Below are 15,334 nucleotides of genomic sequence, written 5' to 3'. Positions count from 1 at the left end.
CACGTGCGGCCGACTTGCACAGCACCCCTACTGATCAGCTAGAGTCTGGAGCACGCCGAGGGGCCAGGCCGAAAGGCCGAACTCCACGGAGTCACGCGGGTGTAGCTCAGTAGTAGAGCGCCCCCTTTCCAAGGGGGAGGCGCAGTGTGCGATCCCTGTCACCCGCTCTGACTGCTCAACCGGTCTATTCGATCAGGTAGAGTAGCTGTCGCGCCGCTCGGTGAAAGCCGAGTGGATGCCTGCGGACGTAGCTCAGTTGGTAGAGCGCAACCTTGCCAAGGTTGAGGTCGCGAGTTCGAGCCTCGTCGTCCGCTCAGAAAGAGAAGGCCCCGGTCCTGGTGACCGGGGCCTTCTTCGTATGTCCGGTGGCTTTTCCCTTTCCGGGCCCCGCTTCCTTTCCCGTTCCCCCTTCCCTCCCGGCGCGTGACCGGGATCACCGCCCGGTGGGGCGTAGGCGGCGGGGCGGTGGGCACGCGAGGTTGGTTATAGTGGTGCCCGCACCGCGAGGGCGGCCTTCAGGCCCCGTGCGGAGCGTGCGGACGTAGCTCAGTTGGTAGAGCGCAACCTTGCCAAGGTTGAGGTCGCGAGTTCGAGCCTCGTCGTCCGCTCAAAGAGAGAAGGCCCCGGTCCTGGTGACCGGGGCCTTCTTCGTCTGTCCGCCCGGGGCGGTGCCCGGTCAGGTCCAGGGCAGGCCGGTGAGGCGCTCGTACGCCTCGGTGTACTTGGCGCGGGTGCGGTCCACGATGTCCTGGGGCAGCGGGGGCGGCGGCTGCTCGCTCGCGCGGTCCCAGCCGGAGGCCGGCGACGTCAGCCAGTCGCGGACGAACTGCTTGTCGAACGACGGCTGGGCGCGGCCCGGCTGCCACTGGTCGGCCGGCCAGAAGCGCGAGGAGTCGGGGGTGAGGACCTCGTCGGCCAGGGTCAGTTCCTCGCCGCGGAACCCGAACTCGAATTTGGTGTCCGCCAGGATGAGGCCGCGCTCGCGGGCGATGTCGCGGGCCCTGCTGTAGACGGCGAGGGTCGTCTGGCGGAGCTGGGCGGCGACCTCGACGCCGACCTGGCGGGCGACCTCTTCGTACGAGACGTTCTCGTCGTGCTCGCCGACGGCGGCCTTGGTGGCCGGGGTGAAGATCGGCGCGGGCAGTTCCGAGCCGTTGACCAGGCCCTCGGGCAGGGCCAGGCCGCAGACCGTACGGGTCTGCTCGTATTCGGCGAGGCCGGAGCCGGTCAGATAGCCGCGGGCCACGCATTCGACGGGGACCATGGACAGCGACGTGCACACCAGGGTGCGGCCGGCCCAGTCCGCCGGGGCGCCGGCCGGGACGTCGGTGGACAGGACGTGGTTCGGGGCGAGGTCGGCGAGCTGGTCGAACCACCACAGGGAGAGCTGGGTCAGGACGCGGCCCTTGTCCGGGATCTCGGTGGGGAGCACCCAGTCGAAGGCGGACGTGCGGTCGCTGGCGACCATGATCAGTTCGCCGGCGGCGTTCTGGTAGAGGTCGCGCACCTTTCCGGTGTGCAGGTGGGTGAGCCCCGGGACCTGCACGGGCTCGGGCTTTTCTACGAAACCGGACACGCTGCCTCCGCGTAGGTTGATCCAGGAGTCGGTTCGATTCTCCCGTATGCGCGGGGGCGGCGCCGCCGCAGGGTGGGCGGGGCGCGGGAAGGCGGCTCAGGGCGGGCTGTTGGGGCGTGTCGGCGCTTCGGGCGGGCGGCACGCCCCGGGGGGCTCTCAGTCGCGCTTGCAGATCCGGTCCAGGAGATTGGCCGTGGCCCGCTGGACGCGCTGGTCCACATGACCGGGCCGGTCCAGGGCCGGGGACCAGGCGAAGGTGCCCGAGGAGAAGACCAGCGCGCCGCTGGGGGCGCGGTAGAGGGAGGTCTCCTGATGGCGGCGGGCGCCCTCACCGTCGCGGTAGGGGGAGTGCGCGAGCAGGATGCGGTGGGTGTGTTCGGGGAGGCTGGTGCGCGGGAAGTAGCGGTCCGCCTCGCCGGCGACCAGACCGGGGAGTTCGTCGCCCTCGTGCGCGCCGGTGGCCTCCCACAGCCAGTGCTCGCCGTTGCGGACGACCAGCGGGGCGGGCTCGGGGACCCGCCCGGCGTACTGGATGCCCATCAGCCGCTGCTCGGCGTCGCCGGCCTCGCGCCAGAGGGCGGGGCGCCCGGGGCCCTGGCGCTTGCGGCAACTGAGCAGGGAATCCGGGCCGGCGGGCGACGGGCGGAGGTCGACCTGCCAGTACATGGTGTTGGCGGACAGGAAGACCAGGGACGTGCCGAGGTCGCGGGCCCGTTCGACGGTGCGGCGCATGGGCACCGACCAGTATTCGTCGTGGCCGGGGAAGACCAGGCCCCGGTAGCGGGTCGGGTCGACGCGGCCGGCGTGCAGGTCGCGGGCGTCGGCGTAGGCGAGGTCGTAGCCGTAGCGCTCGGCCCAGCGGATGAAGTCGTAGGCGTGGCCCACATGGAGGGGCAGGCCGGCGCCGGCGTACGGGCGGTCGAAGGAGACGGTGGTGGCCGCGTCCTGCTCGCCGAGGAGAGCGCCCTTCTCGTCCCAGGCGTGGTAGAGGCTGGCGCCGGTGCGGCCGTCCTCCGGGTAGAGGTTGTACGCCTGCCAGGTGATGTCGGGCAGCAGCAGGAGCAGGTCGGCGGGGTGGTCGTCGCGGACCGTGAAGGGGATGTGGCTGCGGTAGCCGTCGGCGGTGGTGAGGACCGCGACGTACGCGCCGAGGTTCCAGTAGGTGGGGACCTGGAGGCGCCAGGAGAGCCACCAGTGGTGGCAGGAGACCGTGCGGTCGACCGTCAGCGGGGTCGGCTGGACGATGCCGGCCAGGCGCGGGCTGGTGGTGATCTTGGCGGCGCCGACACCGCCGTAGTGACCGATGCGGTAGACGTCGATGCTGAACGGCTGCGGCGGGTCCACCGAGACGCGGAAATCGATGGCCTCGCCCGGAGCCACCGCGCCCGTACTGGCGAAGCCCTTGATCTGGCGGTGCACGTCGTCGGCGCTGCGCGGGCCGTTGTGCTTGCGGGGCGCGGGCACGCGGAGGTCGCCCTGGGCGACGGAGGGATCGACGTACCAGGGAACGACCTGGCCGGATTCGAAGTAGTTCTCGCTGCCGCGCAGCCAGGGCAGCGGGCCCTGGCCGAACGGGTCCGTGACCGCGTGGGCGAGGGCGCCCGACTCCCAGCGCCTGATCTGTTCCGTCGCCACCTTCCACTCCCCTCCCGCGTCCCCTTCGGCCTCGGCCGGCCGGGTTGGCCGCGGCCGACCGGCCGTCGTCTCTTGTGCGCCCCCGCCGTCTCCCTGCGGCGGGGACGGTCCCGTGGTGTCCGGCTGAACGGACCCGGGCACCCCCCAGCACATCACATTACGCACTCACTTCGTCACCCTTCGTCGTGAATTGAAGGGCCACAAGGCCCGAAACGCGAACTGGAGGGGAACATTCAGCCGGTGCGGGCGGGGCCGGGGGCCGAAGGGGGCCGGGGCGGGCGGCGGAAGGGGCCCCGGTGGGCGGCGGAACGGGCCCGGGTGGGCAGGACGGGCGTGGGGGCGGTGGGGGCGCATTGGAGTGCGGGGAGGTGGCGGGGGCGAAGCGGCGCGCCGGCGGTGAGGCCCGTGGCGGCCGTGGCCCCCGCCACGGGTCACACCAGCCGGACCGGCTTCTCCGGGCGGACGCCGATGGTGGTCAGCCAGCCACGGAGCGGTTCCGCGTCGCCGTCGTCCACCAGGCTCAGGACCGGGCTGCCGAGGTCGGAGCGGCGGGTGCCGTCCACCAGCAGCGCGGGGCCGTCGAGCCAGTCCAGACCGGGGGTGGCGCCGGCGGTGTCGACGGCGGCGCAGCAGACCATGGCCGTGATGTGGTCGGCGAGCAGCTCGCGGCCCGTGCGGGGCGGCTGCAACGGGAACAGCGGGAGGCCGCCGCCCTCGACCAGACCGTCGCCCCATGCCACGCCGGCGACCGCGTCCTTGGCTGATCCGCCACGGGCGGCCTGGCGGGCCGCCTCCTCGCGTTCCTCACGCGCGACCTCCGCGCCCAGCCGGGCGGCGAGCAGGTCGCCGACCCCGTCGTCGCGGGTCAACCGGTCGATCACCCGGGCGAGCGTGGGACCGGGCGCGGGGGCGCAGGAGTCGTCGGCGGGGTGCTGAGCTTCCGGGCCGGGCAGGGGGGCCGCGGAACCGGCCGATGGGGCGGTGGAACCCTCCGGTGGGGCGGTGGTGGCTCCTGGTCGCGGGGTGGCGGGTGTTCCTGTCGACGGGGCGGTGTCGGCCGTGGGGGACGCGTGCGGCGTGGCCGGAGCGGGCGGCGTTGCCGGGGTCGATGGTTCGTCGGGGGCGGGTGGGGCAGCCGATACGGACGGTCCGTCGGGGGTGAGTGGGGCAGCCGATACGGACGCGTCACCCGGGATGGGCGGTGTGGCCGTGTCCGTCGGTGCCGCTGCGGGCGTGGCGAGGTCGGTCGAGTGTGGCGCGGCTGACGTCATGGGGGACGCGGCGGCTGTGGTGGGGCCCCCGGCGTGCGTGGCCGGGGCGAGGGGGGTCGCGGCGGGGCTCGTGGCGTCCGCCGTCGGGTCGACGAGGTCCGTGGCCTCCCCGGCCGCGTCCGTCGCCGGGCCCGCCCCGTCCGCCGCCGAGTCGGCCCCGTCCGCCGCCGAGTCGGCCGCGTCAGTCGCCGGGCCCGCGGCACCCGTCGTGGGGGCCGGGCCCAGGGTCGGCAGGGCGTCGAGGGCGCGGTGGAGGCGGGCGGCTTCGAGGCGCCACTTTCGGTCCACCACCTCTTCCGGGTACTGGTTCCAGCCGACGGGGGACCAGTCGGGGCCCGGTTCGGCGGGGCCGCCGTGGAAGAGGCGGGCGGCCAGGAGGGAGGCGGCGCGGTCGATGGCGCCCGGTTCCTCCAGGAGGTCGCAGGCGGGGCGCTCGCCGAGGCGGGAGGTGAAGCCCTCGGCGAGGCGGTCACGGCGGGAGAGTTCGGTGAGCGCGGAGACCACGCCGGCGTCCAGCCGGGAGGGCCAGCGGCCCATGCGCCAGGCGGGCAGCGCGACGCGGGTCAGCAGGCGGTCCCAGCCGGCGTAGGCCAGGCCGACCTGCTCCTGGGCGACGATCCGCAGGCCGTAGTCGACGGTCTGGGCGCGCTCGGAGGCGGCGGCCGCGACGCCGCGTTCCATGATCGTGGCGTGGTCGCGGCAGGCGCGCAGCAGCAGCCGGGCCACCCGGCCGGCGAAGCGCAACGCCAGGCCGCGCGGGCCCCGGCCCTGGCCCGCGACCGCCACCGCGGCGTCCAGCCCGCGGATGAAGCGGCGGGCGGCCGCTATGTCCGGGTGGGCGGACGGGCCGGTGCCCGCGACGACCGGGGCGAGCAGGGCGCGCAGCTCGGCGACCCGCATCCACCACAGGAACGGCGAGCCGATGACCAGGACCGGCGCCTCGGGCTCCCGGCGCCCTTCGCCACGGGCCGGCCGCGCGGCGCCGCGGGGCGGGCCGTGGGCGCGGTGCGTACGGTCCTCCAGCCAACTGTCGCAGTCCGGGGTGAGGGCTATCGCGGAGGGCGCGGGGACCTCCAGGCGGTCGGCGAGATCGCGGACGAGGCGGTAGAGATCGGGTGCCGACTTCTCGGAGACCGGCACGGAGGGGCTGAGCGCGGGTCTGGCGCGGGCGACGACCACGGCGACCAGCGCCGCGAGCAGCAGGACGACCACGGCGAGGCCGCAGACGATCCAGCGGGCGAGGCCCCAGCCGGAGCCCGCGCCCGACCCGGCACCGAGGTGCCCGGTGGCCGCGCCGGTGAGGAGCACGACGGCCACCGCCGCGGGCAGCAGCGCCGCGGCCAGCGCCGTACCGCGGATGCGCAATACGGCGAGGGCGCGGGCACGCGCCGCCAGGACACCTGTTTCCGGACCTGTCACGAGCCTGTACACCCCCTGCTGTCCTGGTGGAGACGGACGGAGAGAACACGGGACGGAAATGTGCGCGGTGTGAGCATCGCTCGCTCCTCCACCACTGTGGCACCGGCCACTGACATCGCAATGCCGGTGAGCCAGTTGCCGGACGCGGCCACGGCAGCCGCGCCGATTCCCGGCCCGACGCCCGAAGGACGCTTGCGCGGCACCCTAGTTGGGGGTGTGGCTCCCGTCAGCCGGATAGCCGGTGTGGTCACTCGATGGAATGGCTTTGGGTAAAGCCGGGAACCGAGGGGTGGCTGAGGGGTCGCTGAGGGATGTCGGGCCGGAAGGGGTGGTCGGCACGGCTTCTCGGCGTGCGAGGACCGGCCGCGAGGACCGGCCCGCGACTAGCTGCCCGAGGCCCCGTCCGCCGCCTCGCCCGCGACCTTGGCGGCGATGTCCGTACGGTGCTGGGAGCCGGCCAGGGAGATCCGGTCCACGGCGCGGTAGGCGCGGTCGCGGGCGGTGGTGAGGTCGGTGCCGGTGGCCGTGACGGACAGCACCCGGCCGCCCGCGCTGAGCACCGCGCCGGAGTCGTCGCGCTTGGTGCCCGCGTGCAGGACGTACGCCTGGGGGGCGTCCTGCTCCGCGACGTCGGCGAGGCCCTCGATGGGGTCGCCGGTGCGCGGGGTGTCGGGGTAGTTGTGGGAGGCGATGACGACGGTGACGGCCGCGTCGTCGCTCCAGCGCAGCGCCGGGAAGGTGGCGAGGGTGCCGGTGGCGGCGGCGTGCAGCAGGCCGGCGAGCGGGGTCTTGAGGCGGGCGAGGACGACCTGGGTCTCGGGGTCGCCGAAACGCGCGTTGAACTCGATCACCCGGATGCCGCGCGAGGTGATCGCCAGGCCCGCGTAGAGCAGTCCGGAGAACGGGGTGCCGCGGCGGCGCAGCTCGTCGACGGTGGGCTGCAGGACGGTGTCCATGACCTCGTCGACCAGCTTCGGGTCGGCCCAGGGCAGCGGGCTGTACGCGCCCATTCCGCCGGTGTTGGGGCCTTCGTCGCCGTCGTAGGCGCGCTTGAAGTCCTGGGCGGGCTGGAGCGGGACGACGCTCTCGCCGTCGGTGACGGCGAAGAGGGAGACCTCGGGGCCGTCGAGGAATTCCTCGATGACGGCCTGGCCCTGGACGGCGGGCGCGCCGGGGGTGGCGGCGGCGCGGGGGGCGACGCAGGCCAGGGCGTGCGCGCGGGCGGCGGCGAGGTCGTCGGTGACAACGACGCCCTTGCCGGCGGCCAGGCCGTCGTCCTTGACGACGTACGGCGCGCCGAACGCGTCGAGCGCCTCGTCGATCTCGGCGGCGGTGGTGCAGACATAGCTGCGGGCGGTGGGCACGGCCGCGGCGGCCATCACGTCCTTGGCGAACGCCTTGGAGCCCTCCAGTTGGGCGGCCTGGGCGGAGGGGCCGAAGACCGGGATGCCGCGCTCGCGCACGGCGTCCGCGACGCCCGCGACCAGCGGCGCCTCGGGGCCGACCACGACCAGGTCGGCCGCCAGGCCGGCGGCCAGTTCGGCGACGGCCGTGCCGTCGAGGGCGTCGACCCCGTGGAGTTCGGCCACCTCGGCGATACCGGCGTTGCCGGGAGCGCAGTGCAGCGCGGTGACGTCGGGGTCGAGGGACAGAGAGCGGCACAGGGCGTGTTCGCGGGCGCCGCCGCCGATGACGAGGACCTTCACGGGGGGCAGCCTAGTCGCCCGAGGCGGCGGGCCGGGCCGCGGGCCGGGAGGAGGCGGGCGTCGCGGCGGCGGCCGGAATCCGCCGGTCCTCCCGGCGGCAACTCTTTCGGGTGAGATGACCGGTGGCCTTATACCCGATCCCGCACCACTTCCGGGCGCAAATCAAGCGATCTTGGGACCAAGGCCAACCGTTCGGCGGTAGGAATGGGGGCTGCGTGCAACGGCCGTCTCGTCCGCAACGCGCGCACCGCACGTATCCGTATAGAGGGAGTGCACGGGTGAGTCAGCCGGAGATGCAGCCCGAGGGGCCCTCTCGGGGGGAGGGCGGGCAGCGGCGGGGCCGGAGAGGAGACTGGCGGCGCGACCATGATCGTCTTCCCCGGCCGGGCCGGATGCCGGGCCGGGCGCGGGGCGGGCTGCGCGGCCCGGGCCGGGATCGGGAGGACCTCGCCGGCCGCGGCTTCCCGCTCGGCGACTGGGGCGAACCGGCCGACCGCCTCGACGCGCTCTACCTGTGGGCCGAGGAGGGCGCGCTGCGCGCCGCCGACTGGTACCTGCGCGACCGGCTGGCCAAACGCCGGGGCGCGCGGACGCTGCGGCTGGGGGCCGCCGCGGGGGTGGCGGTGAGCGGCGTGCTGCCGCTGCTGGACCTCGCGGGGACCTGGGACGGCGTGGCGTCCTGGGGCTATCTGACGCTGCTGCTGGCGGCGGTGTGCGTGGGCTGCGACCGCTACTTCGGGGTGACGTCCGGCTGGATGCGGGACCTGGCCACGGCGCAGGCGATCCACCGCAGGCTGGAGGCGTTGCAGTTCGACTGGGCCGCGGAGAGCGTGCGGGAGGTGCTGGGGCCCGCGGACGGCACGGCCAGCGAGGCGGCGGAGCGCTGCCTGGGGGTGCTGCGGCGGTTCAACGAGGACATCGGGGAGCTGGTGCGGGCCGAGACGGCGGACTGGATGGCGGATTTCCGGGCCGGTTCGGTGCCGCAGGCGACGCACACGATGGTGGCGTGGGCGGCGCCGCGCCAGGAGAGCGCGGGGCCGCCGGGACGCTTCGTGCTGCCGCCCGGTACGCGGCCGAACATGCCGCGGCAGCGGCCGCCGGAGCCGCCGCGATAGGGGTGCCTCCATGGAGGTCGGGGGAGCCGCGGTGCGGCGGACCGCCACGGTTCGCCGCCGCCCCGGCTCCCCCGCCGCCCGTCAGCTAAAGACGATCATGGAGCCTTGGCCGAGGCTCCGGGTGGCGGCCGCGTGCAGCCCCAGCCAGACGTGGCGTTCCCGGGCGAACGGGCCGTCGTCCACGGGGACGGCCGCCGCCCGCTCCTCCAAAGAGGTCGGACCGGCCGGCGGCGCGGGCGCGGCCGGCGGATTGGCCGGATCGATACCCAGGGCCGGCGCGACCAGTTCGAGGTCGCGCAGCAGACCGTGCGAGGAACCCAACGGGCCGCCGCCCTCCAGCAGTTCGTCGCCGGCGAGCGGATGCGGGAAGTCGACCGGGACGTACGCGCCCGCGTGGTCGTAGTGCCAGACCAGGTGGGACTGCTGCGCGGTGGTCTCGAACATCTCCAGCAACTGCTCGTAGTCACCGCCCAGTTCGTCCACCGGCGTCACCTCCAGGCCGCACAGGCGCAGGAGGTAGGCGCGGCGCAGGAAGTGCAGCGCGTCGTAGTCGAAGCCGGCGACCGGCGCCACGTCGCCGGAGAGGCCCGGCATGTAGCTGAAGACCGGGACCGGCGGCAGGCCGGCGTCGGTCAGCGCCTTGTCGTAGGCGGCGATCTCTTCGGAGAAGGGGTTGTCGGGGCTGTGGCACAGCACATCGACGAGGGGTACCAGCCACAGGTCACATGCCACGAGTGTGGGCTCGCTTCCGGTCGGGGACAGGGGCGCCGGCGCACGTACGGGTACGGGTACGGCCCATTACGGCCGATGGTCGGGACAGCGTAGTGCTAGCCGGGCGTTCCCACGAGAGCCAGGGAATGCGCGTTGTACTCGGCGATCAGCCGCTGCGCCGCCGGCAGGTCGTGCCGGACGAGCGCGTCGGCCAACTCGCCGTGGCCGTGCCACAGATGTCCCTTGAGGTCGTCCTCGCGCCGCAGCAGGGGCACCGCGAACATCCAGGTCTGCACGCGGAGGCGGTCGAGGAAGTCACTGATGTACGGATTCCCCACGATGCCGCTGAGTTCACGCCAGAACCGCACGTCGTAGCCGATCAGGACGTCCAGCTCACCGGCCCGGGCGGCCCGCTCGGCCTCCTCGGCGCGGCGCCGTACGGACACCAGCACCTCGGCGGGGGTCTCACGCAGCGCCTCGGCCGCGTCGCTGCGGAAGATGCCCTCGATGACGAGGACGCGGGCCTCGATCATGGCGCGGAAGTCGTCCTCGGAGAAGGCGTGGACCTTGAAGCCGCGGTGCTGTTCGACGTCGAGGAGGCCCTGGGCGCACAGGTCGAGGAGCGCCTCGCGCACCGGTGTCGCCGAGACGCCGTACTGGTCGGCGATCTCCTTGACGGTGAAGGGGTGGCCGGAGGGCAGCCGGCCGGCCAGGACCTCGTCGCGCAGCGCGTCGGCGATCTGCTGGCGCAGGGTGCTGCGCCGTATGACTCCGCTGTCTGCGCCGGCGGCCATCGGGGTGCGTCTCCTTCGACGACGGTGAGGACTCTCCTGACCGCGTGTGGGGAGCGGCCCCCGCCCACGATAGGCGAGGGCTGTGAAGGCTACGCGCCGCGCCGGGGGCGCGAGGGGCCGGGCGGGGGACGCCGGACACCCGGCCGGGTGCGGCGGGGTGTCCGGCGGTGTGCGCGTCGGGCGCCGCGCCCGGAGTCAGGCCGTGTGCGCGTCGGCCGCCGTCAGGGCCTCGTCGAGGATCGCCAGGCCCTCCTTGACCTCGGCCTCGGTGACCGTGCAGGCCGGGACGACATGCGTACGGTTCATGTTCACGAACGGCCAGAGGCCGCCGCGCTTGCAGGCCGCGGCGAATTCGGCCATCGGGGCGTTGGCGGCGCCCGACGCGTTGTACGGCACCAGCGGCTCGCGGGTCTCCTTGTTCTTGACCAGGTCCAGGGCCCAGAAGACGCCCATGCCGCGAACCTCGCCGACGGAGGGGTGCCGGTCGGCGATCTCGCGCAGACCCGGGCCGATGACCTTCTCGCCGATCTCGGCGGCGTTCTCCACGATCCGCTCCTCGGCCATGGCGTTGAGCGTCGCGACGGCGGAGGCGCAGGCCAGGGGGTGGCCGGAGTAGGTGAGGCCGCCGGGGAAGGGGCGGTTGTCGAAGGTGGCGGCGATCTCCGCGCTGATCGCGACGCCGCCGAGCGGGACGTATCCGGAGTTGACGCCCTTGGCGAAGGTCAGCAGGTCAGGGGTGACGTCGAAGTGGTCGGCGGCGAACCAGCGGCCGGTGCGGCCGAAGCCGGCCATGACCTCGTCGAGGATGAAGACGATGCCGTGGCGGTCGCAGATCTCGCGGACGCCGGCCAGATAGCCGGGCGGCGGGACCATGATCCCGGCGGTGCCGGGGACGGTCTCCAGGATGATCGCCGCGATCGACTGCGGGCCCTCGAAGGCGATGGTCTGTTCGAGGTGTGCCAGGGCGCGCTCGCACTCCTGGCCCTCGTTCTCGGCGTGGAAGGGCGAGCGGTAGAGGAACGGGCCCCAGAAGTGCACGACGCCGGCCGAGGCGGTGTCGGAGGGCCAGCGGCGCGGGTCGCCGGTGAGGTTGATCGCGGCGGCGGTGGCGCCGTGGTACGAGCGGTAGGTGGACAGCACCTTGGCGCGGCCGGTGTGCAGCCGGGCCATGCGGACGGCGTTCTCCACGGCCTCCGCGCCGCCGTTGGTGAAGAAGATCTTGTCGAGGTCGCCGGGGGTGCGCTCGGCGATCAGCCGGGCGGCCTCGGACCGTACGTCCACGGCGAAGCCCGGTGCGAGGGTGCACAGCTTCCCGGCCTGCTCCTGGATGGCCGCGACGACCTTGGGGTGCTGGTGGCCGATGTTGGTGTTGACCAACTGGGAGGAGAAGTCGAGGTAGCGGTTGCCGTCGTAGTCCCAGAAGTACGAGCCCTCGGCGCCGGCGACCGCGAGCGGGTCGATCAGGGCCTGCGCGGACCAGGAGTGGAAGACATGCGCGCGGTCGTCGGCCTTCACGGCCGCGCCGGCGGCAGGATCGGCGGCGGGATGCGTCGTGGTCACGGTCAGTACCTCGGATCGGGTCGCTCGGGTCCGCCGGTGGACAGGAGCGGCGAACGCCTCCCAGCCTAAGGATCACGATGCGCTTATCGGTACCGACAGTGTGTATGGCGCTCACCACGCCCACGGACAGAATGCCTACGGTCCTGTAGGAAGCTCCAGGACAGGGCGGGTTGGGGCGGGACCGGACGGCGATCCCAGGCGTTGACAGCAAGCTGTCGAAAAGACAGACTGCTGTCATACAGCTCGTACAGCTCGTAGCTCATCCTTCGCACAGCCGAGGAGATGTCATGAACCACCACACCGCCGCCCGGCCCGCCACCGTGCACCTCGCCGTCTACGACACGCTCGCGGACTGGGAGTTCGGGCACGCCGTCGGGCACCTGCGGCAGGGCGGCTACTTCCGCCCCTCGCGCGCCGCGTATGACGTGGTCACCGTCGGCGCCGAGGCCGAGCGACCGGTGACGACCATGGGCGGGGTGCGGATCCGGCCCGATCTGGGGCTCGGTGCGCTGCGGCCGCGGGACAGTGCGCTGCTGGTCCTTCCCGGTGCGCTCCTGTGGGATTCCGGGGAGGAGCTGGCGCCCTTCGCGCGGAAGGCGCGCGAGTTCCTGGACGCCGGGGTGCCGGTCGCCGCGATCTGCGGCGCGACCGCGGGGATCGCCAGGGAAGGGCTGCTGGACGACCGTCCGCACACCAGCGGCGCCGCGCCGTATCTCGCCGCGCAGCCCGGTTACCAGGGCGGCGGGCACTACCGCGAGGCCGACGCCGTCCGCGACCACGGCCTGATCACGGCCGGACCGACCGAGCCGGTGGCCTTCGCCCGCGAGATCTTCGCGGAGTTGGACGTCATGGAGCCGCGGGTCCTCGACGCCTGGTACCGGCTGTTCGGCCACTCGGACGCGTCCGCCTTCCCCGTCCTGATGGCCGCCGCCGACCCGGCCGCCGCGACCGGCGGCGACGAGCGGGACGGGGCCGTATGACCGGCGCCCCGCCGAAGCTCCCCCCTCCCCCCACCCCCGAGCTGCTCAGCCGTACGGCCCTCGCGGTGTTCCGGCTCAACGGGCAGTTCCTGTCCGTCGCGGAGGGACTGGCGCGGCCCGCCGGGCTGACGGCGGCCTGGTGGCAGGTGCTGGGCGCCGTACTGCCCGAACCGCTGCCGGTCGCCGGTATCGCCCGGGCCATGGGCATCACCCGCCAGAGCGTGCAGCGCATCGCCGACCTGCTGGTGGCGCGCGGTCTGGCCGAGTACCGGCCCAATCCGGCCCACCGCCGCGCCAAGCTCCTCGCCCCCACCGAGGAGGGACGCGCCGCCATCCACCGCATCACCCCCGGTCACGCCGCCTTCGCCGAACGCCTCGGCGAACAGCTCGGCGGGCCGGGCGACTTCCACCGGGTCATGACGGCCCTGGAGGAACTCTCGGCCGCTCTGGAGGCGTTGCCGTCGACCGCCGCCGAGTGAGCGACGCCGGCGTACCGCAGAGCCGGGTGAGCCGGGTGAGCCGGGTGAGCCGGGTGAGCGAGGAGAACGCGATCGGGCCGCCGGCCCGGCGATCGTTCTCCCGTCGTAACGCTCCGTCCGCCGTCGCGCGATCACCCGGCGCCTAGGCTCTGCGCACGACATGGGGGAGGCGCTGCCATGGAGGGCCTGCGCGGGCTGGTGCCCGGTGATCCGCGGTGGATCGGCGACTACCGGCTGCTCAGCCGCCTGGGCAGCGGCGGGATGGGCCGGGTCTACCTCGCCCGGTCCGAGGGCGGCCGGACCGTCGCCGTGAAGCTGGTCAGGGCCGATCTGGCGGCCGAGGAGGAGTTCCGGGAGCGGTTCCGGGCCGAGGTGGCGGCCGCGCGCCGGGTCGGCGGCCGTTGGACCGCGCCGGTGCTCGACGCCGACACCGAGGCGGACGTTCCCTGGGTGGCCACCGGCTACATCGCGGGACCGGCGCTGAACGAGGTCGTCGGCGGGTCCCACGGCCGCGCCGGCACCTACGGCCCGTTGCCGGAGCACTCGCTGCGGCGGCTGGCCTACGGGCTGGCCCGCGCGCTGGGCGACATCCACGGTGTGGGGCTGGTGCACCGCGACCTGAAGCCGTCCAACGTACTGCTCACCATCGACGGCCCCCGGGTCATCGACTTCGGTATCGCGCGGGCGCTGGACGCGGTCGGCGAGCAGACGCAGACCCGTACGGGCATGGTCGTCGGCTCCCCCGCCTTCATGTCGCCGGAGCAGGTTCAGGGGCACCGGGTCGGCCCGGCCGGCGACGTGTTCTGCGTGGGGTCGGTGCTGGCGTACGCGGCGACCGGGCGGATGCCGTTCGGCAGCGCCGCCTCGGGCGTGCACGCGGTGATGTTCCGCATCGCGCAGGACCCGCCGGATCTGACCGGGGCGCCGACGGGCCTGCGCGCGCTGATCGAGGACTGCCTGGCCAAGGACCCGGCGGCCCGGCCCGCGCCGGAGGAGATCACCGCCCGGCTCGGCCCGGCACCCGGCGGCGCGGCGGCGCCCTGGTTGCCGGCCGAGCTGATCGCGAGCCTGGGCCGGCACGCCGTACGCCTGCTGGACACCGATACCCCGTCGGCCGGGTATCCGCCGGCGACGGGTGCCGCCGGTGGCCGGGGCGCCGGGGCGACGACCGGCCCGACCGTACGGGCGGCGCGAGCGGACGACGGGGCGGACGGGGTGGTCGCGGCCCCGGAGCGGTGGCCGGCCGGGCGGCGCCGGTGGCTGCCCCTCGCCGCCACGGCCGCCCTGGCCGCCGCCGTGACCGTGGTGGCCGCCGCCCTGCTGAGCGGCGCGACCGACGACGGGCCCTCCGACATCCCCGACCGGTACGTGGGCACCTGGGAGGGTCCGGTGCTCCGGGACGGCGCCCCCACCGGGCAGCAGCGCCGGTTCGTGATCTCGCACGGCGAGATCGGCGAGGTGGTGGCGAACAGCATCAGCCTGGGCGCGACGTACGAGTGCAAGAGCGACGGCCAACTGGTCTCGGTCCGGGCGGGCGACGGCCGTCCGGCGCTGCGGCTGGACACCAGGGTCGTACGGTCCGTCCCGGCCGGCCGCTGCGCCGCGCTCGGCGAGCACACCCTCGAACCGGGCGGCGCCGGCACGCTGCGGTGGACGGCGGCCGGCCGCACCGCGACACTGCGCCGCACCGCCCCGTCCGCCGAGACCGTCCCGGACGCCTACCTCGGCACCTGGCACCTGCCGGGCCCCGGCGGTCACCGGCTGACCATCGAAGGGGCGCCGGTCGGCGGCCGGGTGCTGACCTCGGTCGCCGAGGGCCCCGACGGGCGCTGCACGGCGCACGCCGATCTGTACTCCGCCGGGGACCGGCTGACCGTCGGCCCCACGGTCGTCGATCGGGCCGCCCCCGGCTGCGAGCCGAGCCGTACGTCCGTCCTGCGCCTCGCCGGTGACGGCACCCTGCGCCGGGAGTTCCAGGGCGACGACAGACAGCCGCGGGGGGGGGGGGGGGGGGGGGGGGGGGGGGGGGGGGGGGGGGGGGGGGGGGGGGGGGGGGGGGGGGGGGGGGGGGGGGGGGGGGGGGGGGGG

11 protein-coding genes and 3 tRNA genes are annotated in these 15,334 nt (G+C 74.5%); 7 read left to right on the top strand and 7 right to left on the bottom strand.

All coding sequences use genetic code 11. From position 1 onward, the window contains the following. Positions 1-95 precede the first annotated feature (95 nt). The 3 genes from ACZ45Z_RS31610 (at position 96) to ACZ45Z_RS31600 (ending at position 608) form a co-directional block, all read left to right on the top strand. Positions 96-167, top strand: a tRNA-Gly gene (locus tag ACZ45Z_RS31610). A 74-nt stretch (positions 168-241) separates the two neighbouring features. After that, positions 242-314: transfer RNA gene (locus tag ACZ45Z_RS31605), tRNA-Gly, on the top strand. A 221-nt stretch (positions 315-535) separates the two neighbouring features. Beyond that, a tRNA-Gly gene (locus tag ACZ45Z_RS31600) sits at positions 536-608 on the top strand. Positions 609-676: 68 nt separating this feature from the next. Here the strand turns inward: ACZ45Z_RS31600 and ACZ45Z_RS31595 are convergent. The 4 genes from ACZ45Z_RS31595 to purD all read right to left on the bottom strand — a co-directional run bounded on the left by ACZ45Z_RS31595 (position 677) and on the right by purD (position 7,607). Beyond that, positions 677-1,576, bottom strand: coding sequence for a phosphoribosylaminoimidazolesuccinocarboxamide synthase (locus tag ACZ45Z_RS31595; protein ID WP_468369805.1), 900 nt, complete (start codon positions 1,574-1,576; stop codon positions 677-679). A gap of 156 nt (positions 1,577-1,732) precedes the next feature. Next, positions 1,733-3,211 (bottom strand): N,N-dimethylformamidase beta subunit family domain-containing protein, encoded by a 1,479-nt coding sequence (locus ACZ45Z_RS31590; RefSeq protein WP_468369803.1) that lies wholly within the window; start codon positions 3,209-3,211, stop codon positions 1,733-1,735. Positions 3,212-3,642: 431 nt separating this feature from the next. Continuing rightward, positions 3,643-5,901 carry a hypothetical protein gene (locus ACZ45Z_RS31585; protein WP_468369801.1) on the bottom strand — a complete coding sequence of 753 codons (2,259 nt, stop codon included), beginning with the start codon at positions 5,899-5,901 and terminating at the stop codon, positions 3,643-3,645. A gap of 383 nt (positions 5,902-6,284) precedes the next feature. Beyond that, complete coding sequence (purD, locus tag ACZ45Z_RS31580) at positions 6,285-7,607, bottom strand: phosphoribosylamine--glycine ligase (protein ID WP_468369798.1); 1,323 nt, start codon at positions 7,605-7,607, stop codon at positions 6,285-6,287. Between the two features lie 278 nt (positions 7,608-7,885). Between purD and ACZ45Z_RS31575 the strand changes: the two genes are divergently transcribed. Then, positions 7,886-8,722 (top strand): SLATT domain-containing protein, encoded by an 837-nt coding sequence (locus ACZ45Z_RS31575; protein WP_468369795.1) that lies wholly within the window; start codon positions 7,886-7,888, stop codon positions 8,720-8,722. Positions 8,723-8,803: 81 nt separating this feature from the next. Here the strand turns inward: ACZ45Z_RS31575 and ACZ45Z_RS31570 are convergent, their stop codons facing one another. The 3 genes from ACZ45Z_RS31570 to ACZ45Z_RS31560 all read right to left on the bottom strand — a co-directional run bounded on the left by ACZ45Z_RS31570 (position 8,804) and on the right by ACZ45Z_RS31560 (position 11,787). Beyond that, entirely contained in the window at positions 8,804-9,454 is a 651-nt protein-coding gene (locus ACZ45Z_RS31570; protein ID WP_468369793.1) for a hypothetical protein, read from the bottom strand. A gap of 95 nt (positions 9,455-9,549) precedes the next feature. After that, the gene (locus ACZ45Z_RS31565) at positions 9,550-10,227 is read right to left on the bottom strand and encodes a GntR family transcriptional regulator (protein WP_468369791.1); all 678 of its coding nucleotides are present in this window, start codon (positions 10,225-10,227) and stop codon (positions 9,550-9,552) included. Positions 10,228-10,422: 195 nt separating this feature from the next. After that, positions 10,423-11,787, bottom strand: a complete 1,365-nt coding sequence (locus ACZ45Z_RS31560; RefSeq protein ID WP_468369788.1) for an aminotransferase class III-fold pyridoxal phosphate-dependent enzyme — start codon at positions 11,785-11,787, stop codon at positions 10,423-10,425. 287 nt (positions 11,788-12,074) lie between these two features. On the opposite strand from ACZ45Z_RS31560, the gene ACZ45Z_RS31555 reads away from it, so the two are divergent. The 3 genes from ACZ45Z_RS31555 to ACZ45Z_RS31545 all read left to right on the top strand — a co-directional run. Beyond that, positions 12,075-12,767, top strand: coding sequence for a DJ-1/PfpI family protein (locus ACZ45Z_RS31555; protein WP_468369784.1), 693 nt, complete (start codon positions 12,075-12,077; stop codon positions 12,765-12,767). Next, positions 12,764-13,246: a MarR family winged helix-turn-helix transcriptional regulator gene (locus tag ACZ45Z_RS31550; RefSeq protein WP_468369782.1), complete on the top strand. Its 483-nt coding sequence runs from the start codon at positions 12,764-12,766 to the stop codon at positions 13,244-13,246. The genes ACZ45Z_RS31555 and ACZ45Z_RS31550 overlap by 4 nt, the downstream gene beginning before the upstream one ends. A 177-nt stretch (positions 13,247-13,423) precedes the next feature. Next, positions 13,424-15,334 (top strand): serine/threonine-protein kinase (locus tag ACZ45Z_RS31545; protein ID WP_468369779.1); only part of this gene is annotated, 1,911 nt, incomplete at its 3' end.

Source organism: Streptomyces sp. NPDC031210, assembly GCF_055570395.1.
The sequence above is the reverse complement of the archived record's forward strand: the minus strand, read 5'-3'. Positions and strand labels throughout refer to the sequence as shown.

What these genes read in the sequence shown, in the direction of transcription:
- ACZ45Z_RS31555 (WP_468369784.1), top strand. Translation starts at nt 12,075, where the DNA reads ATGAACCACCACACCGCCGCCCGGCCCGCCACCGTGCACCTCGCCGTC.
- ACZ45Z_RS31565 (WP_468369791.1), bottom strand. Translation starts at nt 10,227, where the DNA reads ATGGCCGCCGGCGCAGACAGCGGAGTCATACGGCGCAGCACCCTGCGC.
- ACZ45Z_RS31550 (WP_468369782.1), top strand. Translation starts at nt 12,764, where the DNA reads ATGACCGGCGCCCCGCCGAAGCTCCCCCCTCCCCCCACCCCCGAGCTG.